Source organism: Polynucleobacter sp. JS-JIR-II-50, from assembly GCF_018687895.1.
In the GTDB taxonomy this organism is placed as follows: domain Bacteria; phylum Pseudomonadota; class Gammaproteobacteria; order Burkholderiales; family Burkholderiaceae; genus Polynucleobacter.
The window spans coordinates 879,610-904,194 of the sequence record NZ_CP061307.1; the positions used below are offsets into that span (position 1 = coordinate 879,610).

30 protein-coding genes, 1 tRNA gene and 1 riboswitch are annotated in these 24,585 nt (G+C 45.9%); of the genes, 21 read left to right on the top strand and 10 right to left on the bottom strand.

Features of this window, described 5'->3' with window-relative positions; genetic code table 11:
- Positions 1-19: 19 nt before the first annotated feature.
- The 4 genes from FD963_RS04585 to bamC all read left to right on the top strand — a co-directional run bounded on the left by FD963_RS04585 (position 20) and on the right by bamC (position 3,890).
- Complete coding sequence (locus FD963_RS04585) at positions 20-1,222, top strand: tryptophan--tRNA ligase (RefSeq protein WP_215363432.1); 1,203 nt, start codon at positions 20-22, stop codon at positions 1,220-1,222.
- 9 nt (positions 1,223-1,231) lie between these two features.
- Entirely contained in the window at positions 1,232-1,795 is a 564-nt protein-coding gene (locus tag FD963_RS04590; RefSeq protein ID WP_215363434.1) for a bifunctional 2-polyprenyl-6-hydroxyphenol methylase/3-demethylubiquinol 3-O-methyltransferase UbiG, read from the top strand.
- 77 nt (positions 1,796-1,872) lie between these two features.
- Positions 1,873-2,745 carry a 4-hydroxy-tetrahydrodipicolinate synthase gene (dapA, locus tag FD963_RS04595; RefSeq protein ID WP_215363856.1) on the top strand — a complete coding sequence of 291 codons (873 nt, stop codon included), beginning with the start codon at positions 1,873-1,875 and terminating at the stop codon, positions 2,743-2,745.
- Positions 2,745-3,890, top strand: coding sequence for an outer membrane protein assembly factor BamC (gene bamC / locus FD963_RS04600; protein ID WP_215363858.1), 1,146 nt, complete (start codon positions 2,745-2,747; stop codon positions 3,888-3,890). Before dapA ends, bamC begins: the two co-directional genes overlap by 1 nt.
- A 61-nt stretch (positions 3,891-3,951) precedes the next feature.
- On the opposite strand, the gene FD963_RS04605 is transcribed toward bamC, so the two are convergent.
- A complete protein-coding gene (locus FD963_RS04605; protein WP_215363436.1) occupies positions 3,952-4,122 on the bottom strand; it encodes a hypothetical protein in 171 nt (56 codons plus the stop codon).
- Between the two features lie 109 nt (positions 4,123-4,231).
- A complete protein-coding gene (locus FD963_RS04610; protein ID WP_215363438.1) occupies positions 4,232-5,464 on the bottom strand; it encodes a cupin domain-containing protein in 1,233 nt (410 codons plus the stop codon).
- Between the two features lie 55 nt (positions 5,465-5,519).
- Here FD963_RS04610 and FD963_RS04615 point away from each other — a divergent pair, with 55 nt between their 5' ends.
- On the top strand, positions 5,520-6,119 hold the full coding sequence (locus FD963_RS04615) for a peptidylprolyl isomerase (RefSeq protein ID WP_215363861.1): 600 nt from the start codon (positions 5,520-5,522) through the stop codon (positions 6,117-6,119).
- A 97-nt stretch (positions 6,120-6,216) separates the two neighbouring features.
- On the opposite strand, the gene cysE is transcribed toward FD963_RS04615, so the two are convergent.
- Positions 6,217-6,981, bottom strand: a complete 765-nt coding sequence (gene cysE, locus FD963_RS04620) for a serine O-acetyltransferase (RefSeq protein WP_215363440.1) — start codon at positions 6,979-6,981, stop codon at positions 6,217-6,219.
- A 23-nt stretch (positions 6,982-7,004) separates the two neighbouring features.
- Entirely contained in the window at positions 7,005-7,757 is a 753-nt protein-coding gene (locus tag FD963_RS04625; RefSeq protein ID WP_215363442.1) for an RNA methyltransferase, read from the bottom strand.
- 140 nt (positions 7,758-7,897) lie between these two features.
- Here FD963_RS04625 and FD963_RS04630 point away from each other — a divergent pair, with 140 nt between their 5' ends.
- On the top strand, positions 7,898-8,686 hold the full coding sequence (locus tag FD963_RS04630) for an inositol monophosphatase family protein (protein WP_072582299.1): 789 nt from the start codon (positions 7,898-7,900) through the stop codon (positions 8,684-8,686).
- A gap of 32 nt (positions 8,687-8,718) precedes the next feature.
- Here FD963_RS04630 and FD963_RS04635 read toward each other — a convergent pair whose 3' ends face one another.
- From FD963_RS04635 to FD963_RS04645, 3 genes are read right to left on the bottom strand one after another with little or no spacing between them, the layout of a single operon-like run.
- The gene (locus tag FD963_RS04635; RefSeq protein ID WP_215363445.1) at positions 8,719-9,501 is read right to left on the bottom strand and encodes a UDP-2,3-diacylglucosamine diphosphatase; all 783 of its coding nucleotides are present in this window, start codon (positions 9,499-9,501) and stop codon (positions 8,719-8,721) included.
- Positions 9,498-10,001 carry a peptidylprolyl isomerase gene (locus FD963_RS04640; protein ID WP_215363448.1) on the bottom strand — a complete coding sequence of 168 codons (504 nt, stop codon included), beginning with the start codon at positions 9,999-10,001 and terminating at the stop codon, positions 9,498-9,500. The genes FD963_RS04635 and FD963_RS04640 overlap by 4 nt, the downstream gene beginning before the upstream one ends.
- Positions 9,973-10,887: a M48 family metallopeptidase gene (locus FD963_RS04645; protein WP_215363451.1), complete on the bottom strand. Its 915-nt coding sequence runs from the start codon at positions 10,885-10,887 to the stop codon at positions 9,973-9,975. Before FD963_RS04645 ends, FD963_RS04640 begins: the two co-directional genes overlap by 29 nt.
- A 60-nt stretch (positions 10,888-10,947) precedes the next feature.
- Here FD963_RS04645 and cysS point away from each other — a divergent pair, with 60 nt between their 5' ends.
- From cysS to FD963_RS04685, 8 genes are all read left to right on the top strand, one after another.
- Positions 10,948-12,369 (top strand): cysteine--tRNA ligase, encoded by a 1,422-nt coding sequence (gene cysS / locus FD963_RS04650; RefSeq protein ID WP_215363454.1) that lies wholly within the window; start codon positions 10,948-10,950, stop codon positions 12,367-12,369.
- Entirely contained in the window at positions 12,369-13,043 is a 675-nt protein-coding gene (locus tag FD963_RS04655; RefSeq protein ID WP_215363456.1) for a DNA-3-methyladenine glycosylase, read from the top strand. Before cysS ends, FD963_RS04655 begins: the two co-directional genes overlap by 1 nt.
- Before the next feature lie 9 nt (positions 13,044-13,052).
- Entirely contained in the window at positions 13,053-14,024 is a 972-nt protein-coding gene (locus tag FD963_RS04660; RefSeq protein WP_215363458.1) for an acetyl-CoA carboxylase carboxyltransferase subunit alpha, read from the top strand.
- Complete coding sequence (tilS, locus tag FD963_RS04665; protein WP_215363460.1) at positions 13,990-15,300, top strand: tRNA lysidine(34) synthetase TilS; 1,311 nt, start codon at positions 13,990-13,992, stop codon at positions 15,298-15,300. The genes FD963_RS04660 and tilS overlap by 35 nt, the downstream gene beginning before the upstream one ends.
- 61 nt (positions 15,301-15,361) lie before the next feature.
- Positions 15,362-16,612 (top strand): aspartate kinase, encoded by a 1,251-nt coding sequence (locus tag FD963_RS04670; protein ID WP_215363462.1) that lies wholly within the window; start codon positions 15,362-15,364, stop codon positions 16,610-16,612.
- A gap of 72 nt (positions 16,613-16,684) precedes the next feature.
- Positions 16,685-16,779: transfer RNA gene (locus tag FD963_RS04675), tRNA-Ser, on the top strand.
- A gap of 172 nt (positions 16,780-16,951) precedes the next feature.
- Positions 16,952-17,191: a hypothetical protein gene (locus FD963_RS04680; protein WP_215314920.1), complete on the top strand. Its 240-nt coding sequence runs from the start codon at positions 16,952-16,954 to the stop codon at positions 17,189-17,191.
- 86 nt (positions 17,192-17,277) lie between these two features.
- Positions 17,278-18,453 carry a hypothetical protein gene (locus FD963_RS04685; RefSeq protein ID WP_215363464.1) on the top strand — a complete coding sequence of 392 codons (1,176 nt, stop codon included), beginning with the start codon at positions 17,278-17,280 and terminating at the stop codon, positions 18,451-18,453.
- 31 nt (positions 18,454-18,484) lie between these two features.
- Here the strand turns inward: FD963_RS04685 and FD963_RS04690 are convergent, their stop codons facing one another.
- Positions 18,485-18,748, bottom strand: a complete 264-nt coding sequence (locus FD963_RS04690; protein ID WP_215363467.1) for a hypothetical protein — start codon at positions 18,746-18,748, stop codon at positions 18,485-18,487.
- Between the two features lie 21 nt (positions 18,749-18,769).
- Positions 18,770-18,973, bottom strand: coding sequence for a sigma factor-like helix-turn-helix DNA-binding protein (locus FD963_RS10410; RefSeq protein ID WP_215363469.1), 204 nt, complete (start codon positions 18,971-18,973; stop codon positions 18,770-18,772).
- A gap of 178 nt (positions 18,974-19,151) precedes the next feature.
- On the opposite strand from FD963_RS10410, the gene FD963_RS04700 reads away from it, so the two are divergent.
- From FD963_RS04700 to FD963_RS04730, 7 genes are all read left to right on the top strand, one after another.
- Positions 19,152-19,697 (top strand): HD domain-containing protein, encoded by a 546-nt coding sequence (locus tag FD963_RS04700; RefSeq protein ID WP_215363863.1) that lies wholly within the window; start codon positions 19,152-19,154, stop codon positions 19,695-19,697.
- A 5-nt stretch (positions 19,698-19,702) separates the two neighbouring features.
- Positions 19,703-21,160 carry a DUF2779 domain-containing protein gene (locus FD963_RS10345; RefSeq protein ID WP_251367324.1) on the top strand — a complete coding sequence of 486 codons (1,458 nt, stop codon included), beginning with the start codon at positions 19,703-19,705 and terminating at the stop codon, positions 21,158-21,160.
- 22 nt (positions 21,161-21,182) lie between these two features.
- A complete protein-coding gene (locus tag FD963_RS04710; protein ID WP_215363471.1) occupies positions 21,183-21,710 on the top strand; it encodes a hypothetical protein in 528 nt (175 codons plus the stop codon).
- A 28-nt stretch (positions 21,711-21,738) separates the two neighbouring features.
- A riboswitch (SAM-I-IV-variant riboswitch) is annotated at positions 21,739-21,836 on the top strand.
- 110 nt (positions 21,837-21,946) lie between these two features.
- Complete coding sequence (locus FD963_RS04715) at positions 21,947-22,309, top strand: hypothetical protein (RefSeq protein WP_215363473.1); 363 nt, start codon at positions 21,947-21,949, stop codon at positions 22,307-22,309.
- 88 nt (positions 22,310-22,397) lie between these two features.
- Entirely contained in the window at positions 22,398-22,673 is a 276-nt protein-coding gene (locus FD963_RS04720) for a hypothetical protein (RefSeq protein ID WP_215363475.1), read from the top strand.
- Positions 22,663-23,151, top strand: a complete 489-nt coding sequence (locus tag FD963_RS04725; RefSeq protein WP_215363477.1) for a hypothetical protein — start codon at positions 22,663-22,665, stop codon at positions 23,149-23,151. Before FD963_RS04720 ends, FD963_RS04725 begins: the two co-directional genes overlap by 11 nt.
- Entirely contained in the window at positions 23,141-23,599 is a 459-nt protein-coding gene (locus tag FD963_RS04730) for a hypothetical protein (RefSeq protein ID WP_215363480.1), read from the top strand. Before FD963_RS04725 ends, FD963_RS04730 begins: the two co-directional genes overlap by 11 nt.
- A 5-nt stretch (positions 23,600-23,604) precedes the next feature.
- Here the strand turns inward: FD963_RS04730 and FD963_RS04735 are convergent, their stop codons facing one another.
- The gene (locus FD963_RS04735; RefSeq protein ID WP_215363483.1) at positions 23,605-24,576 is read right to left on the bottom strand and encodes a YafY family protein; all 972 of its coding nucleotides are present in this window, start codon (positions 24,574-24,576) and stop codon (positions 23,605-23,607) included.
- Positions 24,577-24,585 lie beyond the last annotated feature (9 nt).

The window sequence follows — 24,585 nt, forward strand, 5'->3', positions numbered from 1 at the left end:
ACTTAGAAAAAGAATACAGATGTTTGCTGAACGCGTTCTCTCTGGCATGCGACCAACCGGTAGCCTGCACTTGGGTCACTACCATGGTGTTTTAAAGAATTGGGTGCGCTTGCAGTCCGAGTATCCATGCTTCTTTTTTGTGGCTGATTGGCATGCATTAACTACTCATTATGAGACTCCGGATGTTATTGAGCAGTCTGTGTGGGATATGGTGATTGATTGGTTAGCAACAGGTGTTGATCCCAATCAGGCGACTTTGTTTATTCAAAGCAAAGTGCCTGAGCACGCTGAGCTTTTTCTATTGCTTTCTATGGGAACCCCATTGGGATGGCTTGAGCGGGTGCCCACCTACAAGGATCAAATTGAGAAACTCAAGGAAAAAGATCTCCAGACTTATGGTTTCCTAGGTTATCCATTGCTGCAGGCTGCCGATATATTGATGTATCGCGCACAGTTGGTGCCTGTTGGTGAAGATCAAGTACCACACGTAGAGATGACTCGTGAGGTAGCGCGTCGCTTTAATTATTTATACGGACGCGAGCCCGGCTTTGAAGAAAAAGCCTTAGAGGCAGTTAAAAAATTAGGCAGCAAGCGCGCCAAAATGTATGCGGAATTACGAGTAGCATTCCAAGAGCGTGGTGATGATGAGGCATTGGAGCAAGCCAAAGCGTTGCTACAAGAAGCGCAGAGTTTGTCGATGGCTGATCGCGAAAGGCTCTTTGGCTTTTTAGAGGGTGCTCGCAAAATTATCCTGCCTGAGCCACAAGCATTGCTCACAACGGCATCACGGATGCCTGGTATCGATGGTCAGAAGATGTCTAAGTCTTATGGCAATACCATCAGCATTCGCGAAAATCCCGAAGATGTGATTAAAAAGATTCGTACGATGCCAACCGATCCAGCGCGCGTCCGCAGAACCGACGCAGGGGATCCGGCACGTTGCCCCGTATGGCAACTGCACACTGTTTACTCCAATGAAGAAACGAAACAATGGGTTGATAAGGGCTGTAAATCTGCTGGTATTGGATGCCTTGAGTGCAAGCAACCAGTAATCGATTCAATTTTGGCTGAGCAGCAACCAATGTTTGAGCGTGCACAGAAGTATTTGGATGACCCTAGTTTGCTGCGTTCCATCATTGCTGATGGTTGCGACAAAGCGCGCAAGGTTGCCCAGGAAACTATGCGCGAGGTTCGCGAAGCAATGGGCCTTGCATACGATTGAGTCTTGATCTTGCCTAGCCCACATGATGCCATTTTGAATGCCTCGCCTTGGGTAAGGAGATTTGCGCCTCTCATTCCAAAGGGTGGGGTGGTGCTGGATTTAGCTTGCGGATCAGGTCGACACTCTGAGTTATTGGCAGGCATGGGTCACGATGTCTTGGCGGTTGATCAAGATGTCACAGTAGTAGGCTCTATTGGCAACCCGTTAATCACTCCAAAGCATCTCAATCTTGAGCAGGCTGATTGGCCCCTGATTGGTTTAGAGTTCAACGCGATCGTAGTGACAAACTACCTCTATCGTCCGCACTTAGACCAATTGCCCAAAATGCTTCAACAGGGTGGTGTTTTGATCTACGAAACCTTCGCCCTGGGGAATGAAGAATTTGGTAAGCCATCCAACCCTAATTTCCTCTTAAATCCAGGGGAATTGCTCACTTTTGCCTCCCTTCATGGTCTTAAGGTAGTGGCTTATGAGGATATTTACGTAGATCAACCCAAACCAGCCATGGTTCAGCGCCTGTGCGCGGTAAAAGGTGAGCTAAAACAGCGCATTCCGTTACAATTTCAGGGTTAAGACAGCTAAAAATCGGTGCATATTCGGTGACAAATACAGCTCATTCCAAAGGTAGCAAAAAGCCCATCGCTGGCAGTATGCCGGCTATCGTGACTCCCATGTTCGAAGATGGCAGCTTGGACTACGCTAGCTTGCGTTCCTTGTTAGATTGGCATGTGTCTGAAGGTACTGACGGCATTGTTATTGTCGGCACTAGCGGTGAGTCTCCAACAGTTTCTGTTGAAGAGCATTGTGAGCTCATTCGCGTGACAGTAGAGCAGATTGCTGGACGTATTCCAGTGATTGCTGGTACCGGTGGCAACTCTACGATTGAAGCTATTGAATTAACCAAATTTGCTAAGCAGGTTGGCGCGGATGCGAGTTTGCAGGTAGTGCCTTATTACAACAAGCCAACGCAAGATGGCATGTTTGCTCACTTTAAAAAGATTGCTGAGTCAGTCGATTTGCCGGTGATCTTGTATAACGTTCCCGGTAGAACGGTTGCTGATTTAGCTGGTGATACCGTGGTTCGTTTAGCGGGTGTGCCAGGCATTATCGGTATTAAAGAGGCAACAGGTAGCCTAGAGCGCGGCACCTTATTGATCAATGATCTCAAGCGTGCCGGCCATCAAGACTTCTCCGTATTTTCTGGTGATGATCTCACCGCGGCCATGCTGATGTTGATGGGCGGTAAGGGAAACATTTCTGTCACGGCCAATATTGCTCCGCGTTTAATGCATGAGCTCTGTGTGGCTGCCATGTCTGATGATGTGAAAAGAACCCGTGAAATTCAATACCAATTGATTGCGGTCCATAAGGCCATGTTCACAGAGGCTAACCCAATCCCAGTGAAGTGGGCATTACACGAGATGGGCAAGATTACTGCTGGTATTCGCTTGCCATTAACACCTTTAAGCAATTCCTTACGCGAGCCTTTGAAGGCAGCGTTAAAACAGGCCAACCTATTATGATGAATCTGCTCCAACTATTCCGTCGATATTTATCGATTCTGGCTTTAATCGTTATTGCTTCTTCTGCATTGACTGCTTGTAAGTCAGTTACTAGTAACGATACTGTTGACTACAAGAGCGCGGGCGCTGTGCGCGGTCCTAATTTGTCATATCCACCCGACTTGATCACGGCGCAGGCTGATCGACGCTACATCGTTCAGGATGGTACGGCTACGATGTCTGAATATAATGCCGCTGTTAAAAAATCAACGCAGATGCGCAGCAATGTCATGACGGGTATTCCTGGTATGCGAATTGCGCGTGATGGTGAGCGTCGTTGGTTGGTTGTTGAAAAACCAGCCCCTGAGCTCTATCCACAAGTAAAAGATTTTTGGCAAGAGAATGGTTTCTTGTTGGTGATAGATTCACCATCAACTGGCATCATGGAAACAGACTGGGCAGAAAATCGCGCAAAGATTGCGCAAGATTGGATTCGCTCAACTATTGGCGGTGCAATCGATTCTATATATGACACTGGTGAGCGTGATAAATACAAAACTCGCCTAGAAGTATCTAAGCCGGGCGAGACTGAGATTTACATCACCCAGCGTGGTGCGATTGAAAAATGTACCTCTGACGCCACTGGAAATTGTATTTCTACTATTTGGACTGCTCGTCCAAACGATCCCGAGTTAGAGGCTGCATTCTTGGCTCGTTTGATGGAGCGCTTAGGCATGACGCAAGAGCAAGCTAAAGCAATGGTTGCAGTGCCTCTTGGCCCAAAAACGCCTAAAGCAAAGTTTGTTCAAGAAGGGACTAACCAAGCCTATATCGAGCTCAGCGCTGGCTTTGATCGCGCTTGGCGTGATGTTGGATTGGCTTTGGATCGCTCTAATTTCACCGTGGAAGATCGTAATCGCTCTAGCGGTGTTTACTATGTTCGTTACGTGAACCCTAAAGACTTGGGTGATACCAAAGGCTTCTTCTCCAATCTCTTTAGCAGTAAAGATGAATCTGGTATGAAGGCAAAAAAATATCAGGTGCTTGTGAAGAGTACTGGTGAGAATTCTGCAAATGTCTATGTACAGAATGCGGATGGCAAGCCAGAAAATACGCCTGCTGGTTACCAATTGCTGACTTTGTTAACGGAGCAGCTAACGAAGTAATAGTTTTCTCAAGCAAATAAAAAAGCCGCTTTTCAGCGGCTTTTTTTCTTCATGAAGAAGATTACTTCTTAGCGTCAGCAGCAGGAGCAGCTGGAGCTGGAGCAGCAGCAGGAGCTTCAGCAGCAGGTGCAGCTGGAGCAGCAGCAGCTTCAGCAGGTTTTGCTTCTTCTTTTTTACCGCAAGCGGCCAAGGCGATTGCTAACATAGCAGCGAATACGAGTGACTTCTTCATTTGTAATTTCCTTTAAAAAATTAATAACAATTACCGGTAATTGTTCTTTGGATATACCGAGGGAATGTCCCTAAGTAGTTTCCAGTAAATATTATATCCATCTCCGTATTCAGTGTTCAAAAACCAACCAGCCGGCTAAATAAGCCTCATAAAGACTGGATTGATCAAGCTGTTTGAGTCTACTTGCCCTGAGCTCTTTATGGGCGGAGAGGGTTTGCCAGGCCGAAAGAATATCTGGGGCTTGTCCCTGGGTCATAGATTCTCCATTGCAATACACCTGTTTCCCAAGGCTCAGAATACGGGTTTGTGGGTGAGGTAGTAGTTTGCTGGACCCAAGCTTTCTAAGGAATTCTTGGGGCTTTAGCGGCTCATCGGGGGCATCAAACAGAGCCTGTTGTTTGGGCTCTGAAAGGTAGGCGGTAATCCCCGGCAGAAACCCATCAATTTGGTCTAATTTAAGCTCTCTGAGTTTTGAGGTCAGTTGTTTGATGAGCTCTTCCGGCAACTGCTCCGCAGTATGAGTTGCACCTTGTTTTGGGTCTGCAAACTTGTTCTCTAAGGCGGGAACATCCTCCAAAGATTCTGCTAAGCGCCACAAGCCTTCTTGAAGTAACTCTTTAAAGCTGGGTGAACGAAATCCAACAGACCATGTTTGGCAACCCGCATCTAGTGCAATGCCATCATGAGCAACATGCGGTGGTAAATACAGCATGTCGCCAGGTTCCAAAGTCCACTCTTGTTCGGGCTTAAAGTTGCGCAGAATTTTTAGCGGTAGATTAGGGTTGAGACTCAGATCCTTTTGTTCTGAAATTTTCCACTGCCTTCTGCCAGACATTTGAATTAGGAATACGTCGTAAGAATCAAAGTGGGGCCCAACGCCGCCTCCAATGCCAGCAATGCTAATCATTAAGTCATCTAAGCGAGCATCGGGAATAAAGCGGAACCAAGACAGAATTTTTGAAGCTGCTGGATGATGTGCCTCCATTCCTTGAAGCAGCAAAGTCCAGTTGGGTTTGTCGATCGATGGAATGGCCCTTTTAGTAAACGGTCCGTTATTAAAGCTCCATGGATTGGATTTAACCAAACGCGCCTCTACCTCTTCTTGCAGGGCAAATTTGAGTAACTCTTTGGTGGGAATGGGGCTATCTAGTGGATCTCCATCCCGGGCTGAGAGGGTAAATGCCGGAATCGCCCCGCGGATGAGAAGGGGCTTTTTATGCCAGTATCGCGTCATGAACTGGTCTGGACTAATACCCCCAAATAAGGCCCAGGGCTCGCCTAAAGGGAGCTTTGAGGGAGCCTGAGGTGGCTCATAGGGTTTGCTCAAGTAAAATGAGGTCATAAAGTAAAAAGCTGTTTAGAAACTGATTAAAAAACGAATGTTCGACAAATTCCGCATGAAGATTGAAAAAAATACTATCGTATCCCTTCGCTATAAGTTAACCGATGCGCAAAACAATGTCATCGAGGAACCTGATTCTCCGATGGTATACCTGCACGGTGGTTATGAAGGCACTTTTCCTAAAATTGAGACTCTGCTTGATGGGCAAGATATTGGTTATGAGGCAACGATTCAGCTCGAGCCTAGTGAGGCCTTTGGTGAATATGATCCTGAGTTGTTAAAGATCGAGCCACGCGCCCGTTTCCCTGAGCCTTTAGAAGTAGGAATGCAGTTTGAAGGTGTGCCTGATGCAGATGAAGATGCGACTGTAGATGATCCTGAAGACGATGAGCCTTTAATTTATACCGTTACGGATGTTGCGGATAGCCAGGTCGTGTTGGATGGCAATCATCCGCTAGCTGGTATGGCGCTACGTTTTTGGGTTCAAGTTGAAGATGTTCGCGCGGCTACTGATGATGAAATTGAAAATCGTCATCCAGAAGGCGGTGAAAGTTTCTCATTTGGGATGCCTAATGATGAGGGCGATGATGAAGATGAAGAATTTCCAGGCGGCGCATTAGGCGGTGATAGCACTGGCCCACGTACGCTGCATTAATTCAAAATCAAACTTGAATAAAAAAAGGAATAGCATGCTATTCCTTTTTCTTTGCATCATTTCTTTTGCAAGATTTCCCTAGGGTAACCCAGAATCGCTACTCTCTCAGCCACTGCTTAATTGCATCTAGATCGCGTTTGGTATCGCTAGAGCCTTCAGCATCAGCGCCAGCAGGCGTGTTGCTTAACTTGGCTATCGCCTTCTCTAGCGCTGCAATCTTGGCTTCCTGTTCGATCGTGGCATCAATTAAGCCCTTCAGGGCCATTGATACAGGATCATCTACATTCGGGGTGACACCATAAGCAGAAAAGTATTCTTTTGTTTTGCTATCGGGACTTTGCGGTAAATCTGGATGCAGGATGCGCGCGGGTATACCAACAGCGGTTGCACCCGCAGGAATTTCTTTTAATACCACCGCATTGGATCCAACGCGTGCGCCATCGCCAACAGTAAATCCACCGAGAACTTTTGCGCCAGCACTAACCACAACACCTTTACCAAGGGTGGGGTGGCGCTTAACGCCCTTATAAAGCGAAGTGCCGCCCAAGGTAACGCCTTGATAAATTGTGCAGTCATCACCAATTTCAGTGGTCTCACCAATCACAATCCCAAGTCCATGATCTAGAAATACTCGGCGACCAATCTTTGCGCCAGGATGAATTTCTATCCCAGTGAAAAAACGTGCAAACATGGACAGCACGCGAGCAAGCCATTTCAGTCCAAGATTCCACAGAAAATGAGAGATGCGATGCAACCAAACTGCATGCAGGCCTTGATAGCAAGTAATGACTTCGAGACGATTGCGGGCTGCTGGGTCTCTGGCAATAATGGAGTCGACTTGGTCGAATAGTGGATTTGACATAGCTTGATTTTAACGGGATGCGCTTATTTTCTCAGGAGCATCTGTTTTGCAATGCCGCGCAGCAGATCAATCTCTTCTTTATGAAGGCGGCTACGGGCAAACAGCGCTTGAATACGGGGCATCAGTTTCTTGGGGTTGGCTGGGTCCAAATAGCCAATAGCCTCCAGACCTTCGCGCCAATGTTCCACCATTGCGGCAACTGCAGCGGGATCAGCAAAATCAGCCATTTCTTCCCGGCCTGCTAAGGCATTGCGCACACCTGCATGCTGGCTGAGTGTTTCCCTGAGGGTATAGGCGCAGACCATGAGTGCCTGGGCTAGGTTAAGAGATGGGTAATCTGGATTGGCGTCTAACCACACTCTATGGGTGCATAAGGCCAAATGATCATTATCCAGGCCGGTTCTCTCTGGGCCAAAGAGCAGGGCAACCTGTCCCCCTCCTAATGTCGTATTGGCTATTAGGCTCCTTGCGCTTTCCCAGTCCATGGCTGGCGGGCCAAACTCTCGATCTCTGCTAGTTAAGCCCAAAACCAGGGAGCAACCCTCTACGGCAGAGGCCAAAGAACCGCTTTCTAAGGCGCCTTCAAGAATGTCTGCCGCACCGCTGGCTAAAGCAATGGCATCCGCATTTGCTGCTACACCTTTAATCTTGGGGTTGATGAGGCGCAGGTCTCCAAACCCCATGGTTTTGAGGGCGCGAGCTGCAGAACCCACGTTTCCTGGGTGGCTGGTTTCGACTAAAACCCAGCGTAGTAGTTCAGATTTGTCGATATTCATCAATGCCAATGGGGAGGTTTATGGGGGGTAATAGATGCTAATCGTTTAGAATCAATCCGTTAGCTTCGTATTGTCATGCAATTTACCTTTTTGCAGGCATTACAAGGAGCTTGTTCTTATTTAATTTGTCCATCAATACTATGCATCCCATGTTAAATGTGGCCGTCAAGGCCGCCCGTCGCGCTGGAACAGTCATTAATCGTGCTTCCTTGAATTTGGAGCGCTTGCAAGTTGACCGTAAGCAACACAACGATTTCGTCACCGAGGTGGACAAAGCCGCAGAAGCGGCCATCATTGAAACGCTCAGCGAAGCCTATCCAACCCATGGATTTTTGGCTGAAGAAACAGGCGAACACAATGCAGATGCAGAAAACGTTTGGATCATTGATCCGCTAGATGGCACAACCAATTTCATTCACGGCTTTCCACAGTATGCGGTTTCAATTGCGCTCGCAGTGAATGGCGTGACTCAACAAGCCGTCGTTTATGACCCCACACGTGATGAATTATTCACCGCTACCCGTGGTGCGGGCGCGTATTTGGATCGTCGGCGTTTGCGTGTAGCCACGCAAGATCGCTTGGCAAATTCTTTGCTCGGTACCGGCTTTCCGTATCGTGAAGACCAGGACTTAGAAAAGTATTTAAAGATCTTTGCTGAAATGTCACGTCAATGCGCGGGATTGCGTCGCCCGGGCGCTGCATCATTGGATTTGGCTTATGTAGCAGCTGGTCGTTATGATGGATTTTTTGAGAGCGATCTCAAGCCATGGGACATGGCTGCTGGTGCATTGCTGATCACTGAGGCAGGCGGACTGATTGGTAACTATCGCGGAGAAGAGGGCTTTCTGAAAAGCGGTGAAGTGATGGCCGCCAATCCACGTATCTTTGCGCAGATGGTGCAGTCACTTTCTAAATACTCAGTTTCTTAGTTGAATTTCTAGACCCGAGAAGTTAATAGCGCTTAGTGCTTAATCAGGTCGAGATAGCGCACTCCTGCGCTATCGATCAGTAGGGCGCTTGCCCTAGGGTGAAGGCTCTCGGGATGATCGAGATCCCAGTCGGATAAAACCCAGCGCTGCCATGTCTGGGTACCTAAAGATTCTTCATGATGGGCTGGCAAGTGAGTATGCCCATGAATTAATCTGTCTCCAGATTGATCCTTCATCACAGCCGCACAAGCTTCTCGCGTGACATCCATTTTGAGTTGACTTGCAGCCGAGCGTTGCTGTGTTTGATATTGGCTATGGCTATTGCTACGTAGATATTGGGCAACACCTCTGCGCCAATTGAGGGGCAAGGTTAAAAAGAGTTTTTGCACCCAAGGTTTTCTAACCCAACTACGAAATACCTGATAGCCAAAGTCTGCGGTACATAAAGCATCACCATGGGCTAAGACCCATTTGTATGAAGCTAATTCAACAACGCTAGGATCTGGCAAGAATGTCATACCAGTTTTCTTAATAAAGCTTTTGCCGATTAAGAAATCTCGATTGCCATGTAGGTAATACGTTTTTACTTTGGCAGAAAGATTGGCGATGGCACGCTGAACTTCTTGTTGAAAAGGTGAGGATGCGGATGCATCGTCACCTACCCAATACTCAAATAAGTCGCCCAGAATAAATACAGCCTCAACCTTAGGGGCTTCTTTTTCACAGAAGTCAAAAAAGCGTTGCGCCGTCAGGGGCATTGACGGCGTGAGGTGTAAGTCTGATATGAGCAGTGCGCTCGCGTGTTGCGGAATCATTCCTCGAGAACAGTAGCCTTCTCGATCACAACATCTTCAGTAGGAACGTCTTGATGAAAGCCGGAGCTACCAGTCTTCACTTTGCGAATAGTGTCAACGACATCCATACCGCCAGTAACTTTGCCGAATACCGCATAACCCCAGCCTTGGGCATTTGAAGCAGTGTGGTTTAAGAAATCGTTGTCATTCACATTGATGAAGAATTGAGCAGTTGCAGAATGAGGATCGCTGGTACGCGCCATGGCTACAGTGTAGCGATCATTCTTGAGGCCATTATTAGCTTCGTTTTCAATTTCTGCACCTGTTGGCTTTTGCTTCATGCCGGCAGTCATGCCGCCGCCTTGCACCATAAAGTTATCAATGACGCGGTGGAAAATCGTGCCATCGTAATGACCGCTTTTTACGTATTGCAAAAAGTTGGCAACACTTTTCGGTGCCTTAGCCGCATCAAGAGTGAGGGTGATCTCACCCTTATTGGTTTTTAAGAGTACTTTCGCCATTATTAGGTCTACTTTCTGGAAGGTTAGTGGATGGATTATTACTTGGCAGAGAATCTGCGGAATTGAGGGCGCGATTAACAGGACGCTTTGCGGGAGGCTTCAGTACATCTAAGAGTGCTTTAGCGCGGTTGGAGTACTGACGCTGATTCAGTGTTGCATTTTTCGCGGCATCTTCATACGCCTGAGCGCCAAGGCGAATATAGATCTCACCCAGATTGGCCGAGGCAATGGCATAGCTAGGACGTAGCTTTAATGCAAGTTCTAAATAATCTCGCGCCTCAATCCATTGACCTTGGTTAGCAGCTATCGCTGCAAGATTGTTATAAGGTTCTGGCAATTCAGGAAACTGCTGAGTAATTTCAATCAAGGTTTTTTTAGCTTGATCGAATTGACGCATTTCAATTTGTAAGCGCGCTTTTACAAAACGCAATTGCACATTGCGTGGCGTCTTCTTGAGATCAAGATTGATTTGGGTAACCGCATCTTGGTATTTACGTGCCTTGATGAGTTTTTCTACATCGGAAGGCACCGCATTTTTGGTGATGGGGTCCGGCTCAATAATTAAGAAGGATAAGAAGGGGACGCCAACGGTCTCTGATAACTCTGGATTTAATGGGTCATAGCCCACATCAGCCGACAACCTAGGGGGATCAGTTGGACTGTAACCACCTAAATAGGGTTGTGTAGCCAATTGGCCTGACTTCGTCTCCTGGGCATTTAATGCCTGAATTTCTGCATCAGCACGTTGCTGGGCGGGCGTGCTGCAGCCTGTCATCAGTACCAGTGACACCAAAGTGGCAAAAGCTGGGACTAAGACCTTATTCAGGGCAAGGTGTGGCGCTGGGGCGTTGTGGGGCATAGAGGAAGGGGTGTGAAACGGGCTCATTCGATATACTCAGCGCTCAGTCTAACAAATTGGCGCTACTTGCCCCACCTTTATAGCCCTATGCTGCAAATCTATAACACCCTTAGCCGTTCTAAACAGGTCTTTAAGCCCATAGTGCCGGGCAAGGTCAAGATGTACGTCTGCGGCATGACGGTTTATGACTTTTGCCATATTGGTCATGCCAGGGTCATGATTGTCTTTGATATGGTGGTGCGTTGGCTCAGGTCTAGTGGCTATGAAGTCCTTTATGTGCGCAATATCACTGATATTGATGACAAGATCATTAACCGTGCCATTGAGAATGGCGAACCCATTTCCGCATTAACTAATCGCTTCATCGATGCGATGCATGCTGACTCCGATGAGTTGGGTTTAATGCATCCCGATCAAGAGCCGCGCGCTACCGATTACATCGCCCAAATGCAGGGCATGATTGGCAAACTCATTGAAAACGACTTGGCCTATCAAGCCAATGATGGTGATGTGAATTTTGCGGTGCGTTTATTGCCGCGTTATGGTCAGCTATCCGGTAAGACGCTTGATGAATTAAATGCTGGTGAGCGGGTGGCAGTGGGTGATGGCAAACGTGACCCACTGGATTTCGTTTTATGGAAAAGTGCTAAAGCAGAAGAGCCGGCTGATACTCGCTGGAAATCGCCATGGGGCGAAGGCCGACCAGGCTGGCATATTGAGTGCTCAGCAATGTCTTGCGACTTACTGGGCGAGCATTTTGATATTCATGGTGGTGGCGCCGATTTACAATTCCCGCATCATGAAAACGAAATCGCTCAAAGCGAAGGCGCTTTGTATGGCAAAGATCGCAAAGAAGATGATGTTCCCTTTGTTAATTACTGGATGCATAATGGTCACATTCGGGTGAACGAAGAGAAAATGTCCAAATCATTGGGCAACTTCTTTTTAATACGAGATGTCTTAAAAAGCTTTGATCCAGAAGTACTGCGTTTCTTCATGCTAAAGGCGCATTACCGTAGTCCGATTAATTACAGTGACGCACAACTAGAAGAGGCGCGCTCAGGGCTTGGTCGTCTATACACTGCCTTGGCTCAAGCCCCAAAAGCCCAATCAATCAATCTAGATCCACACAATCCATGGGCTAAGCGTTTTGCGGATGCCATGAATGATGATTTCAATACGCCTGAAGCGATTGCAGTCTTGTTTGACCTGGCTAGCGAAGTCAACCGTGCGCAAGGCGAAGAAAAGCAATTACTCGCCAATACAATGAAGGCCCTTGGCGCCGCTCTAAATTTCTTACAGCGTGACCCAACTGCATTTTTGCAAGCGGGCTCCAAAGATCAGAATGGCTTAAGTCCTGCGCAAATTGAAGAACATATTGCGGCTCGTGTGGCTGCTAAACAGGCAAAAGATTTTGCTCAAGCAGATTTGATTCGCAAGACATTGCTAGAGCAAGGAATTGTTCTCGAAGATAAACCCGGCGGCTTAACAGAATGGCGTAGGGCTTAATGACTGCGGTAAAAGAAATAAAAGCGGAAAAAGCAGAATCAATTCTTGAGGAAATTGCTCCAGACTATTGGGAGCAGGCTTGCAAAGAATTGATGAAGCACGATCGTATTCTGAAAAAACTGATTCCTAAAATTGGATCTGGGTTTTTAGTGACGCGCGGCGATTCATTTAATACTTTGGCAAGATCGATTGTTGGACAGCAAATTTCAGTTGCAGCAGCTCAAACTGTTTGGAATAGAGTGGTTGCCGCCAGCAAAAAGAAAGTCACCCCTAAAAATATCCTAGCGCTCTCTGTAGAGGAGTTGCGCGCCGCTGGATTATCTGGGCGCAAGGTGGAGTACATCCGCGATTTAGCAGATCACTTTGATTCTGGACGTCTGCACGCTAATCAGTGGAAAGACATGGACGACGAGAGCGTTATCAAGGAATTAAGCTCAATCCGGGGAATTGGCCGCTGGACTGCTGAAATGTTCCTCATTTTTAATATGGTTCGCCCTAATATCCTCCCTCTAGACGATGTTGGTCTAATTAAGGCTATTTCCCTCAATTACTTCAGCGGTGAGCCTGTTAGCCGCCATGAGGCGAGGGAGGTGGCTGCCAATTGGGCCCCGTGGCGTACGGTAGCTACCTGGTATATGTGGAGAAGTATCGACCCCGCCCCAGTTGAACATTAAAATCAGACTATGAAAACGACTTTCCTGGATTTTGAGCAGCAAATCGCCGAATTAGAGTCAAAGATTGATGAGCTGCGTTTTGTACAAGATGAGTCATCGGTAGACATCTCCGATGAGATTAAAACGCTTGCCGAAAAAAGTCAGCAGTTAACAAAAGATGTTTATGCCAATTTGACTCCTTGGCAGGTCTCTCAAGTGGCGCGTCATCCACAGCGTCCTTATACCTTAGATTATGTTGGCGCTTTATTTACCGACTTTCATGAGCTACATGGTGATCGCACTTTTGCAGATGATCAATCGATCATCGCTGGATTAGCCCGTTTTGAAAATCAGCCTTGCATGGTGATTGGTCATCAAAAGGGTCGCGATACTAAAGAGCGTGCTCTCAGAAACTTTGGCATGAGCCGTCCAGAAGGTTATCGCAAAGCAATGCGCCTCATGCGTCTTGCAGAAAAGTTTGGCATTCCGGTATTTACTTTTGTGGATACCCCAGGTGCATTTCCTGGAATTGATGCAGAAGAGCGTAATCAGTCTGAAGCGATTGGCCGTAATTTGTTTGTGCAAGCAGAGCTTGAAGTTCCAATCATCGCCACTATTATTGGTGAAGGTGGTTCCGGTGGTGCGTTAGCAATTGCTATGGGTGATGTGGTCTTAATGTTGCAAAACTCCACTTACTCAGTAATTTCTCCTGAAGGCTGTGCATCTATCCTCTGGAAGACCGCCGATAAGGCTCCTGAGGCTGCTGAACAGCTTGGCCTCACAGCGCAACGCTTAAAGGCTTTGGGTCTAATCGACAAGATCGTTGCTGAGCCTATTGGTGGCGCACATCGGGATTACGACAATATGATGAGCAATATGCGCAAAGCACTTGCTGAATCTTTAAAAACTTTTGATGGCATGAAGGTAGATGCATTACTTGAACGTCGTCATGAGCGTTTGATGAGCTATGGCAAGTTCAAGGAAATCACAGCAAAGCCCTAAGCCGGGAAAACGAATTGCGGTTGCCTTAAGTGGCGGCCTCGATTCGGTTGTGTTACTCGACACGGTTTGCAAAGCGCAAGCTAAGGTAGCAGCACCAAACAAAAACCAAATTTATGCCTTTCATATTCATCATGGTTTACAAAAATCAGCAGATGAGTGGTTAATCTTTTGTGAGAAGCTAGCAAAAAAATATAAGATCCATTTTGATTTCAGACTACTTCACCTCAACACCGAAGAAGCTAAAGGTAATGTCGAGGCAAGGGCAAGAGCAGGGCGTTACGAAGCCCTTGCCGACCTCTGTGAAGAATATGGCATCGAAGATTTACTCTTGGCCCATCACCAAAACGATCAAGCAGAAACCGTTCTCCTGCAGCTCCTGCGGGGGTCTGGCGTAGCTGGCTTATCCGGTATGCCAACAAGTAGGGGAGTTACAAGCAAGCAAAATCTCACCCTATGGCGACCACTTTTAAATCAAAGTAGACAAGAGCTTGAGGCTTACGCAAAAGAACATAAGCTCCAATGGATTGAAGATCCCAGCAATCAAGATACAAAATATCGCCGTAATGCCGTTCGCAAAAGAATCATTCCAGCACTAGAAAAGATTCAACCAGAAGCATTGGCTAATATGGCCCGCAGTGCAGAGCTTCTTGGCGAAGCACAAACACTACTTAACCGACTAGCAACACAAGATGGCAAAAGTATTCTCAATAAAGATCAATTGAAAGTAGCGCCCTTACTCAATTTAGCTAAAGATGACTTACCAGCAGCAAACAATGTCTTGCGCTATTGGTTGCAAACGCAACAGTTGGCGATGCCATCTCAAGAGCGCCTACAAGCCTGGTGGCGTGATCTCGCTAAAGTCAAAGCAGATGCCAAATTAGAGTGGTTGCATGACGAGACAAAAATCTACCTATGGCGTGGGGCACTGCAAGTATCCAATTCAGAAGAAGGGCGTTGGGTTCTCAAAACATTACCAGCGAATTCCAAGCAAATGGGTCTGCCAGCAGATTGGGTAAAAACTGCCCAAGAGAACAATCAAATTACCCTCAGGGAGCGCCTAGGCTCAGAGAAGATCCAGATTAAGCCTAGGACGCCCCGTAAAACCCTTAAAAACCTCTACCAGGAGGCTGATATCCCACCCTGGGAGCGTCAGGCACCCTTGCTCTATATCAACGATGAATTGATCGCCGTGGCGGGTATAGGGCTGAGTTACCCACATCTCACATCCGCCGGAAGGCGAGTACTCCCGGAATGGGTGCAAAACCCTGTAAAATAAGCCCTTTTTAGACCTCCAAGGATTCATTTCCTTGTTACAGATAGTTAAATAGACGGTTTTTATGGCTCTTATCGTTCATAAGTATGGCGGCACCTCAATGGGCTCAACTGAGCGCATTGCCAATGTTGCCAAGCGCGTTGCCAAATGGATGCGTGCAGGACACCAAGTAGTTGTTGTGCCTTCAGCCATGTCTGGAGAAACCAATCGCTTACTCGGCCTTGCAAAAGAAATTAATCCGGATGCAAACCCGCGCGAGTTAGATCAAATTGCATCTACTGGTGAGCAGGTTAGCTCTGGCCTATTAGCACTGGCATTAATCCGTGAGGGTATCGATGCGGTGAGTTACGCTGGTTGGCAAGTAACGGTACACACGGATTCTGCATTTACCAAAGCGCGCATCAAGAGTATTGAGAGTGACAAGATTCTCAAAGACCTTAATGCTGGTCGTGCGGTTGTTGTTACTGGTTTCCAGGGCGTTGATCCTAACGGCAATATCACGACCTTAGGTCGTGGTGGCTCGGATACCTCAGCAGTTGCCATGGCAGCAGCTCTGAAAGCTGATGAGTGCTTAATCTACACAGACGTTGATGGTGTGTACACAACCGACCCACGTGTCTGTGAAGATGCACGTCGCTTAGACAAGATTACCTTTGAAGAGATGCTGGAAATGGCAAGCTTAGGTTCAAAGGTATTGCAGATTCGTTCAGTGGAGTTTGCAGGTAAGTACAAAGTTAAAACCCGGGTTCTGTCTTCTTTGACGGACCCATTGATGCCTTTAGACATCGAGATGAAGTCGGGCACCTTGATTACATTTGAAGAGGACAGCACTATGGAAGCCGCAGTTATTTCCGGCATCGCCTTTGCGCGTGATGAAGCGAAGATTACCGTTCTTGGAGTTCCTGATCGTCCAGGTATTGCGTATCAAATTCTTGGTCCGATTGCGGATGCCAATATCGATGTGGATATGATTATTCAGAACCAATCGGTTGAAGGTAAAACAGACTTTACTTTTACTGTGCCGCGTTCTGATTATCAAAAAGCATTGGACTTGCTCAAGAACACCGTGCAAGCGCACATCGAAGCAAAAGAAATCTCTGGCGATCCAAAGGTCTCTAAAGTTTCAGTAGTCGGCGTTGGTATGCGTTCCCATGTTGGCATTGCCAGCAAGATGTTCCGCACTTTGTCGGAAGAGGGCATCAACATCTTGATGATCTCTACTAGCGAAATCAAGATCTCTGTGGTCATTGATGAAAAATACATGGAATTAGCTGTACGCGCCTTGCACAAAGCATTTGAACTGGATCAGAAGTAAGTAAAAAGCGTAATAAACCCCTCAGGAGCGGTTATCCGTTAAACTACGGGGCGTTGTAATAGTAAGAAGTACGGAGACGTGGCCGAGCTGGTCGAAGGCACTCCCCTGCTAAGGGAGCATCGGGGCTAAAACTCTGATCGGAGGTTCGAATCCTCTCGTCTCCGCCAATAACTTTGGCAAACTTTCTGCTTTTTGCTTTATACAACAAAGACATAGCCCCCTAACCGGGGCTTTTTCTTTTTCAAAAAATACGCCCGCTTACCAGTACGCTTACCACCTAAACAATGCTTGTTTTTGGATTTGCAACTACGTAACTTGATCTCTAGATAAGATATCACTATGGACGATCTTGAATTTGTAGGGAAAATAAAAGGCATGAAAACTCTCAAGCAGATGATTGAGAGTAAAGAGGTCATTCCAGCTTCAGAGTTGGCAAAGCTAAAGGCAGATGAAGAGGCTCAGGAAAAAGCATTTGCAGAGGCAGTCCAATCAGAGCAGTCACATCAAAAAACAAAGATCTGCACCGGTAAGGTCGAGGGCAGGGCACTTTGGACGCGTGAGCGCTTTAACGAAGATTGATCTGGCTTTAGGGTTGTTGTAACGACACCATATTCCTACAATTTGAATATCAATTCTTTATTTTGATTTCAGATTGAAAGGCGAATATGACACCCAGAACGCTAACTAGGCAAGAAATGTATGACCTGGTATGGTCAAAGCCGATGACTCAGCTAGCGGCTGAATTTGATTTATCCGATGTTGGATTAAGAAAAATCTGCAAGGCAGCTAAAGTGCCTACGCCTGGCCTTGGGTATTGGGCAAAACTGGCGAATGGAAAGAAGGTTGATAAGACCGAGTTGCCAACTTTGTACCCATTCCAATCTCAATTTGTCCATATTGGCGGGGGTTCTCGCAGTCGGTATGGTTATTTCGACGAACCAGAGAAAACGGATGAGCAGTTAGCTCAAATGGAGTTGCCACCTCCTCCAAAATTCGATGAGACGATTGATGAGGTGAGGTTGAAGATTGAGGCTCTCGTTCCCTTAATCCCTATTCCCAAAAGCATTAGCAAGCCCCATCCAATTACTGAGAGATTGCTGGGCTACGACGCTGATATCGCAAAAGAAAAATACTGCTTTTATAAGCCTAGGTATCAACATCCTGCGGGGCTAAGACTGTTGTCAGCACTTAATAGTTTCTTTACTTACTTCGAGAAGTTGGGGTTCAGAGTAAAAGTTCACGGCCCTAGAACGCAATCTATGAGCGTCGACATGGATGGTAGTTACCACTACTTTAGATTCGTTTGCTTTGATGATGGCAATCACTTTTATCGCAGGAAGAGCACCCCCGGAAAGGCTTATGGCTTTAGTTGGACAAGTGACCAAGATCGAATGTCGGAGAACAAAGACTATCGAGAATATGTAGATATCACCCCAGAAATTCTAAGAGACCTCGCTATTGAGCTATTGATGGACATTGAGGAGCGCAAGAGAAGTAATATCGAATGGTTATATCAACGTCAAGTTGATAAGAAAAATGAGGCGATAGATAAAATTGCTGAAAGAAAAGCTAAAGACACTCTACGCCGAAAACAAGCGACTGATCGCCTAATTGAAAATCGCCTTAAGTTAATGAGCCAAGCTCTTAAAGATATTGGAAGGGCTGAAAAAATGCATGAATTGATTCAGGCTTTAGACAAGAAGGTCGAAGAATCAAGTAAAGAGATTCCTGGCTACAAGAAATGGCGGGCATGGGCAATGCATCAAGTGAATTCAACCGATCCACGTCGTATGTCAATTAAGAGGGCGGGGCGATGGATAGAGAGATTTAACCTGAAATAGATTCATAAGAGCTAAAAAATTCTGATAGGAGTCACTTTAATACTTCATATTTCCATCCATGGTATGAATAGATAAAAGGTGTTCCTTCTCGGTCGGTAAGTTTCGCTTTGATCTTGAATCGTGTTCCAACTGGAAATTTAGTCATAAGATCCTTAGAGCACTCAACAAATAAATGCTGTGGGAAAGGCTGGTCGGGTACGGGACGAATATGAACAGGGCCATGTCTTCCTGCTGTTGATTTAGGGAGGAAGCTCTCGACAATAACAAATTGGTAAACACCTTTTTTAATATTCATGAGATCGTTCTTGCGCTTCAGTTAATTATTGAGAAGATTATTTTGAGTAAAACCATTCAGTAGAAATCGCTGTCTAATCTTATTAAGCGCTTTTGCCTCAATTTGTCTGACCCGCTCCTTAGAAATTTCCATTATGTCTGCAACCTCTTGAAGGGTGTGGCTCGTTTGGCTAGGTGCATTACTGGTAGCGAGTCGATTACTAAAGGCATTTTTGTTGTTGGGCATGGTTTCCTCGTATAAAAATAAAAAGTAGTGCCATATCTAGCATGACATACTTGCATTGCACGATATGAAATTGTTTGAGTAATTTATAGAAACCTTTTTGGACTAAGCTCATTTCCTGAGCTATCTAATGCTTAATCTATATTTAAAGCGACTCCTAAACTCGCTAGAATGAATCATGATTAATCAATTTGTATCGGCTCTAACATTCTCATCAACCAAGCACCGAGATCAACGTCGCAAGGATGTTGAGGCTTCGCCATATATAAATCACCCAATTGCCTTAGTAGATGTTCTTGTTAATGAGGGAAGCGTTCTAAATTGGGATGTCCTTTGCGCTGCCTTGTTGCATGACACAATCGAAGACACTGAAACTACGGCTGAAGAGTTAACTAAAGCATTCGGAAAAAACGTAGCCTCAATCGTTTTAGAAGTTACGGACGATAAGGCGCTACCTAAGGCTGAGCGCAAGCTGCAGCAAATTGCACACGCCCCTCATTCATCTCATGAGGCTAAGTTAGTTAAACTTGCCGATAAGATTTGCAATCTTCGGGATATCTTGGCTTCACCCCCAAGTGGTTGGGATACCAAAAGGAAGCAGGAATACTTTGAATGGGCGGCTGCTGTGGTTGCTGGAATTAGAGGGACGAACTCCAAGTTAGAGAAAGTTTTTGATGCTTTAGTTAAAAAAGGCAGGGCCGAGTATCAAACTGAGATCGGCAAGTAACTCTCATGGCAAGTCTTAGCAAGTCAAAGATCATTTCCCACCGTCAGTGTCCTAAACGCCTATGGCTACAAATAAATCGGCCTGAGCTCATCCAAATTAGCGCAGCAACCCAGGTTAGATTTGATGAGGGCAACAAAGTTGGAGATATTGCTCGCCAGAATCATCCTGGCGGAGTCTTTATAGAGACTCTTAATCGTGCAGAGGCTATCGCCCAAACTAAAGAGGCTGTATCGAAACACCAAACAATTTTCGAAGGTGCCTTCTTCGAGGAGAATGTCATGATTCGCGCAGATTTACTCTTCCCTGAAAAAGATGGATATCGTCTAGTGGAAGTCAAATCTTCTACTGGCGTGAAGAGCTACCATGTTGATGATGTAACAGTTCAAAGTTGGGTCATGGAGAAGGCGGGTTGTTCGCCAACGAGTATGGCCTTAGCTTATATCAATAATAAATTTGTCTATCAAGGCGATGGAAATTACGAAGGTTTATTTGCTGAGGCTGATTTATCAAACCAGGTAAAGCCGAATATGTCTCAAGTGCAGTCTTGGGTTGACGCCGCCGAAATAACCTTAGCTTCCCCAGTTGAGCCCGCGATTGTGCCTGGAGAACAATGTACAGATCCATTTACCTGTGACTTTATTGCCTATTGCTCTCCGCCTGAAGAGGGCGTGGAGTATCCAGTGGAAATCTTGCCCTACGGCAAAGTAATTGCTTCCGAATTAAGGGGTGATGGCTACAAAGATTTGCGCGAAGTACCTGCGGATCGTTTAAGTAATCCAAAACATCTTAAGGTTCATGCGTCAACCCTGAGCGGGAATGCTGTCTTGGAGCAAGAGGCAATTTCACAAATACAGGCCTTGCCATACCCACGCTATTACCTTGATTTTGAGACCATTGGTTTTGCAGTACCGATTTGGGCAGGCACACGCCCCTATATGCAGCTCCCGTTTCAGTGGTCATGCCATATCGAGCAGACCGATGGATCAATGGCCCATAAAGAATTTTTAGATCTTTCGGGAGATGACCCCCGGGAAATGTTTGCAAAAACAATGATAGAGGCTGTCTCTAAAGATGGACCCGTAATTGTTTACAACGCTGGATTTGAGGGTGCGCGTATTAAAGAGTTGGCCGCAACCTTTCCGCATCTCGCTTCAGGGCTATTGGCTATTCCTGAGCGCTTCTTTGATTTACTACCAATAGCGCGTAATTATTACTACCATCCCGATATGAAGGGTTCTTGGTCAATCAAAGACGTCCTGCCCACAATTGCACCTGAATTGGACTATGCAAATCTAGAGGTTAGTGATGGGGCCATGGCGCAAGAAGCTTATAAAGAAGCTATTCATAGCCAAACTACTCCAGAGCGAAAAGAGAAGGTGCGGGAGGCTATGCTCAAGTATTGCGAGCAAGATACGATGGCAATGTTAAATATTGTGCACGCTTGGTCGCTTGATAAGCCTTAAACCCACCAATTGGAATTAATTTATGGAAATTATCTTTAGAGCAATTTACAACCAACCGGATGAGACGGAGATTGGGCACAAGATATGGCATAGAGAGTCTCTTTTCCTTGATGCTGTATCCGCAACAGCCAATACGGGCGGCTTTACACCTTTGACAGCAATAGTTCGATTTTTTGATTGGGATCGAGATCTAATTAATGCTGCTTCATCACAATGTAATGCTGTTGGGCAAATAGCGGTAATTAAAGAAGTTAACCCCTTACTTCTGTTGGTGCCTAAAACCGATGGTAGAAAGGATGAAACATTTTTAATAAATGACTTAATTGCTGCTGCAAATGCTACATCCACAGAAGTGTTGAGCTTTACCCATTTTGGGTTTGTTCAGAATAAGCTGCCAGCGTTAGAAATTAGATCAATATTGGGCGTTCTTATGAATCCAGATTTGAAGACTACGATACGTGTACTGGTCTGGGATATTGACTTAAGGCACAGGGTTGAAATGATGCGGATTTATGATGAATACAAGAAGAAGGTTAAAAAGGGGGCTTGACCAATCTAATCAAAAGTCTGCATAATTGAATCTACATCAAGAGATGGCTTTGTCGCCACAGCAACCTGCTAACGCAGTAAGGTGCTAAAAAGATGAGACCCATATTGGGTAATCAAAAGCGACAAACCCACCAATTGGTGGGTTTTTTATTGGGCAAAATTGATCTAGCTCAATATTTGAGCCCCCCAGTCTTGATAATTTATTTATAGAGTTAATCAATTGATATTGGAGGTCTTATGCGTGATTACACATACTTAGGCGGCGCTCGTTTTACGATTAATAACCTATTTCGTAGCCAACGTTTTGATATTGACCGTCTAGATATGAGCTGGGTCGATGGAGAGAAGCCAGAATTTACAAGAGGGCTGCGCATTGTGGATAACGATGAAGTTAACACCATCACTGTAGATGGCGAAGACGGGGATAACCTAATTTATAGCCTTACCTACATCTTTAGCAAGGAAGATGGCCATGACGCGTTTAGAGCCGCAACAGATGCATATTTAATCGTCGCATTAGAAACAAAGGAGTTTTTGGTGACAAACCAAAGAAAGAATCCCGAGGGAAAGCCTGAAGTAGTGGAGGCCGTTATCCATTAAGCGAACCGAGCAGTATGTTTTTAAGGGCGGATTTAAACCGAATTGCCAGGCCCAGACATTCGTCAAATTGGCTAAAGAGGAGAAACGAATGAATATTCAGCTAATACATATAGAGCAGTTACAAAAAAATGGTTTTCCAAGGGTGCTGAGACCTCAAAAATCATCCGAGTATGAGTATGTCGGGATAGCAATAGAAGATCAGGGATCTCATTACTACTGGGCTAGAGGAGTTAGCCTAAGAATAACTGAGCAGGAATACCACTACATAAAGGCAAACCCAAAGTTGTATTACTTTTCTACCGCACTAAAGTTGCATTTGAAGATTGATAGGCGCCTTCTTAGCGAGGACTTTGATGGACTTTGATCGATCGGGATTAATTGCGCTTATTAAAAGCGAGTTCAAGCTCGATTGGCAAGGGATCCATGGCGCCAATCATTGGGCGCGGGTGCTCAACCACGGGAAAAATATAGGCCAAATTCGTAAGGCTGACTTATTGGTGGTTGAGCTCTTTGGCTTCTTGCATGACAGTTGCCGTTTTAATGATGGCAGGGATCCCAAGCATGGAGAGCGGGCGGCAGAATTTGCACATGGTATTCATGGTGACTACTATCAATTAAGCTCTAAGCAACTAGATGCGCTTTGCTATGCGATGAAGCACCATTCTGGTGGAGAGGTTTCAACCAATAGAACAATTCAAACTTGCTGGGATGCCGATCGATTAGATTTAGGAAGGGTTGGCATCTTTCCCTCTTCGCAATTTCTTTCACAAGAGGCCGCGCTCTTTATCGATCTGGCCTATGACTGGAGTACTCAGGCCCCAAGGAAATCCAATGTCAGATGACAATGACTCTAGTGGGATTATTGGCACCATTATTTCGGTTTTGATACTAGCCGCAATCTGGCCTTATTTATTGGCATTACTGGGTATCTATATTGCCTACATGGTCGTTTTAGCGATACTGGCATGGATTGCGGAACATTGGGTATTGACCGGTTTATATGTAGGTGGTGCATTGGGTGTTTATGCGATCTTCTACTATCGCTTAATTCCTAAAGCCTGGAAGAGGGCGCTTATGTACTTTCAACCAAAGCCTGTTTTTATTTCGCTTTCGGGCCCAAGTGTGCAAGAAAATGTAGCTGAGCCCCCAAATTTGACAGAAAGAAAATTTATTCCCTCAACAAATCTATATTGCTATTGGTGCACGAAAAAGCTTGGTATTAAAGCATGGGAAAAAAATAGTAAATATTACTGTGATGAGTGCATAAGCAAAGTCAGCTCAGAAAACTAAGCCCGCTATTTATATATTTTAAATGCCCTCTCAAGCTCCGCTTTAACTTTATTTTTTAGACTTACCGGACTAATCACTTCAACTCCGGATCCGTGTTTAAGGATATCCATGATTAGTTCTGGATCTTGGTTGTAGTCAAACTCAAGGTTGTAATAGCCATCCTTATCAAAGCTTCCGACTTGCTGCCCATGCCAATGTTCGCCAGCTACCCAACGCGCATGCTCTGGAGTAAATCGAAGCTTAGCTCTTTGTGTGGCTTTGCCCGAGAAGATTCCATAACTCTCGGCAAAGTGCTCATGACAGTCCTTTTCGGCTACTTCCTGGGCTTTCTTATTGGTTAACACGGCACTGCGAATCCCATCAATTGCAAAGCTACGCAAGTCATTGCGCATATGGCAGTAAGCATCTAAGTACCAATTTTCACGGTAGTAGATGAGCCGTTGGGGGGAAATCTCTCGCTTCGTATCCTCGCCTTTGCCCTTTGAGTAATAGTCAATTTCAAGGCGGTTACGTTTAAGGAGGGCTGCGCCAATCTCAGAGAAGTTCTCAATCGAGTTCTTGCGCGAACCCATGCCAATTACCTTAATACGTTTACGCAGTTCTTTGGCTGAGGTTTCGCTTTGACCCAGAATGCCATCAATGATGGCAGTAAGCGGTTCTATGTGCGGGCCAATCAATCCGCCCTGATCCAAAGATGAAAGCAAGTGCTGCATCAAAACTAAAGCGGTCGCTTCTTTTTCAGAGAACCAAAGCCCAGGCATCTCAATCTTGTCTACTTGATCTGGATTCTCAAACTTATACCCGCCCATAAAGCGGTCATAAACAATAGACGCCTTTAAGCGGCTACGGAGGTACTCAAGGTCACGCTTAAAGGTGGCGGGTGATATCTCAAGCTCATCAAGGAAGTCTTCCCTAGGCACGCATTTACGTTGCTGAATCATGTACTTAATGCGATGCAGTCTTTCCATATCACTCATAAGAACCCC

Coding starts and splice junctions, on each gene's coding strand:
- FD963_RS04605 (WP_215363436.1), bottom strand. CDS start 4,122: ATGAAGAAGTCACTCGTATTCGCTGCTATGTTAGCAATCGCCTTGGCC.
- dapA (WP_215363856.1), top strand. CDS start 1,873: ATGCCGGCTATCGTGACTCCCATGTTCGAAGATGGCAGCTTGGACTAC.
- FD963_RS10410 (WP_215363469.1), bottom strand. CDS start 18,973: ATGCCCAACAACAAAAATGCCTTTAGTAATCGACTCGCTACCAGTAAT.
- FD963_RS04720 (WP_215363475.1), top strand. CDS start 22,398: ATGAATATTCAGCTAATACATATAGAGCAGTTACAAAAAAATGGTTTT.
- FD963_RS04635 (WP_215363445.1), bottom strand. CDS start 9,501: ATGATTCCGCAACACGCGAGCGCACTGCTCATATCAGACTTACACCTC.
- FD963_RS10345 (WP_251367324.1), top strand. CDS start 19,703: ATGGCAAGTCTTAGCAAGTCAAAGATCATTTCCCACCGTCAGTGTCCT.
- FD963_RS04640 (WP_215363448.1), bottom strand. CDS start 10,001: ATGGCGAAAGTACTCTTAAAAACCAATAAGGGTGAGATCACCCTCACT.
- FD963_RS04660 (WP_215363458.1), top strand. CDS start 13,053: ATGAAAACGACTTTCCTGGATTTTGAGCAGCAAATCGCCGAATTAGAG.
- FD963_RS04625 (WP_215363442.1), bottom strand. CDS start 7,757: ATGAATATCGACAAATCTGAACTACTACGCTGGGTTTTAGTCGAAACC.
- FD963_RS04655 (WP_215363456.1), top strand. CDS start 12,369: ATGACTGCGGTAAAAGAAATAAAAGCGGAAAAAGCAGAATCAATTCTT.
- cysE (WP_215363440.1), bottom strand. CDS start 6,981: ATGTCAAATCCACTATTCGACCAAGTCGACTCCATTATTGCCAGAGAC.
- FD963_RS04585 (WP_215363432.1), top strand. CDS start 20: ATGTTTGCTGAACGCGTTCTCTCTGGCATGCGACCAACCGGTAGCCTG.
- FD963_RS04725 (WP_215363477.1), top strand. CDS start 22,663: ATGGACTTTGATCGATCGGGATTAATTGCGCTTATTAAAAGCGAGTTC.
- FD963_RS04730 (WP_215363480.1), top strand. CDS start 23,141: ATGTCAGATGACAATGACTCTAGTGGGATTATTGGCACCATTATTTCG.
- cysS (WP_215363454.1), top strand. CDS start 10,948: ATGCTGCAAATCTATAACACCCTTAGCCGTTCTAAACAGGTCTTTAAG.
- FD963_RS04690 (WP_215363467.1), bottom strand. CDS start 18,748: ATGAATATTAAAAAAGGTGTTTACCAATTTGTTATTGTCGAGAGCTTC.
- FD963_RS04610 (WP_215363438.1), bottom strand. CDS start 5,464: ATGACCTCATTTTACTTGAGCAAACCCTATGAGCCACCTCAGGCTCCC.
- bamC (WP_215363858.1), top strand. CDS start 2,745: ATGAATCTGCTCCAACTATTCCGTCGATATTTATCGATTCTGGCTTTA.
- tilS (WP_215363460.1), top strand. CDS start 13,990: ATGGCAAGTTCAAGGAAATCACAGCAAAGCCCTAAGCCGGGAAAACGA.
- FD963_RS04680 (WP_215314920.1), top strand. CDS start 16,952: ATGGACGATCTTGAATTTGTAGGGAAAATAAAAGGCATGAAAACTCTC.
- FD963_RS04670 (WP_215363462.1), top strand. CDS start 15,362: ATGGCTCTTATCGTTCATAAGTATGGCGGCACCTCAATGGGCTCAACT.
- FD963_RS04615 (WP_215363861.1), top strand. CDS start 5,520: ATGAAGATTGAAAAAAATACTATCGTATCCCTTCGCTATAAGTTAACC.
- FD963_RS04715 (WP_215363473.1), top strand. CDS start 21,947: ATGCGTGATTACACATACTTAGGCGGCGCTCGTTTTACGATTAATAAC.
- FD963_RS04630 (WP_072582299.1), top strand. CDS start 7,898: ATGCATCCCATGTTAAATGTGGCCGTCAAGGCCGCCCGTCGCGCTGGA.
- FD963_RS04685 (WP_215363464.1), top strand. CDS start 17,278: ATGACACCCAGAACGCTAACTAGGCAAGAAATGTATGACCTGGTATGG.
- FD963_RS04645 (WP_215363451.1), bottom strand. CDS start 10,887: ATGAGCCCGTTTCACACCCCTTCCTCTATGCCCCACAACGCCCCAGCG.
- FD963_RS04710 (WP_215363471.1), top strand. CDS start 21,183: ATGGAAATTATCTTTAGAGCAATTTACAACCAACCGGATGAGACGGAG.
- FD963_RS04735 (WP_215363483.1), bottom strand. CDS start 24,576: ATGAGTGATATGGAAAGACTGCATCGCATTAAGTACATGATTCAGCAA.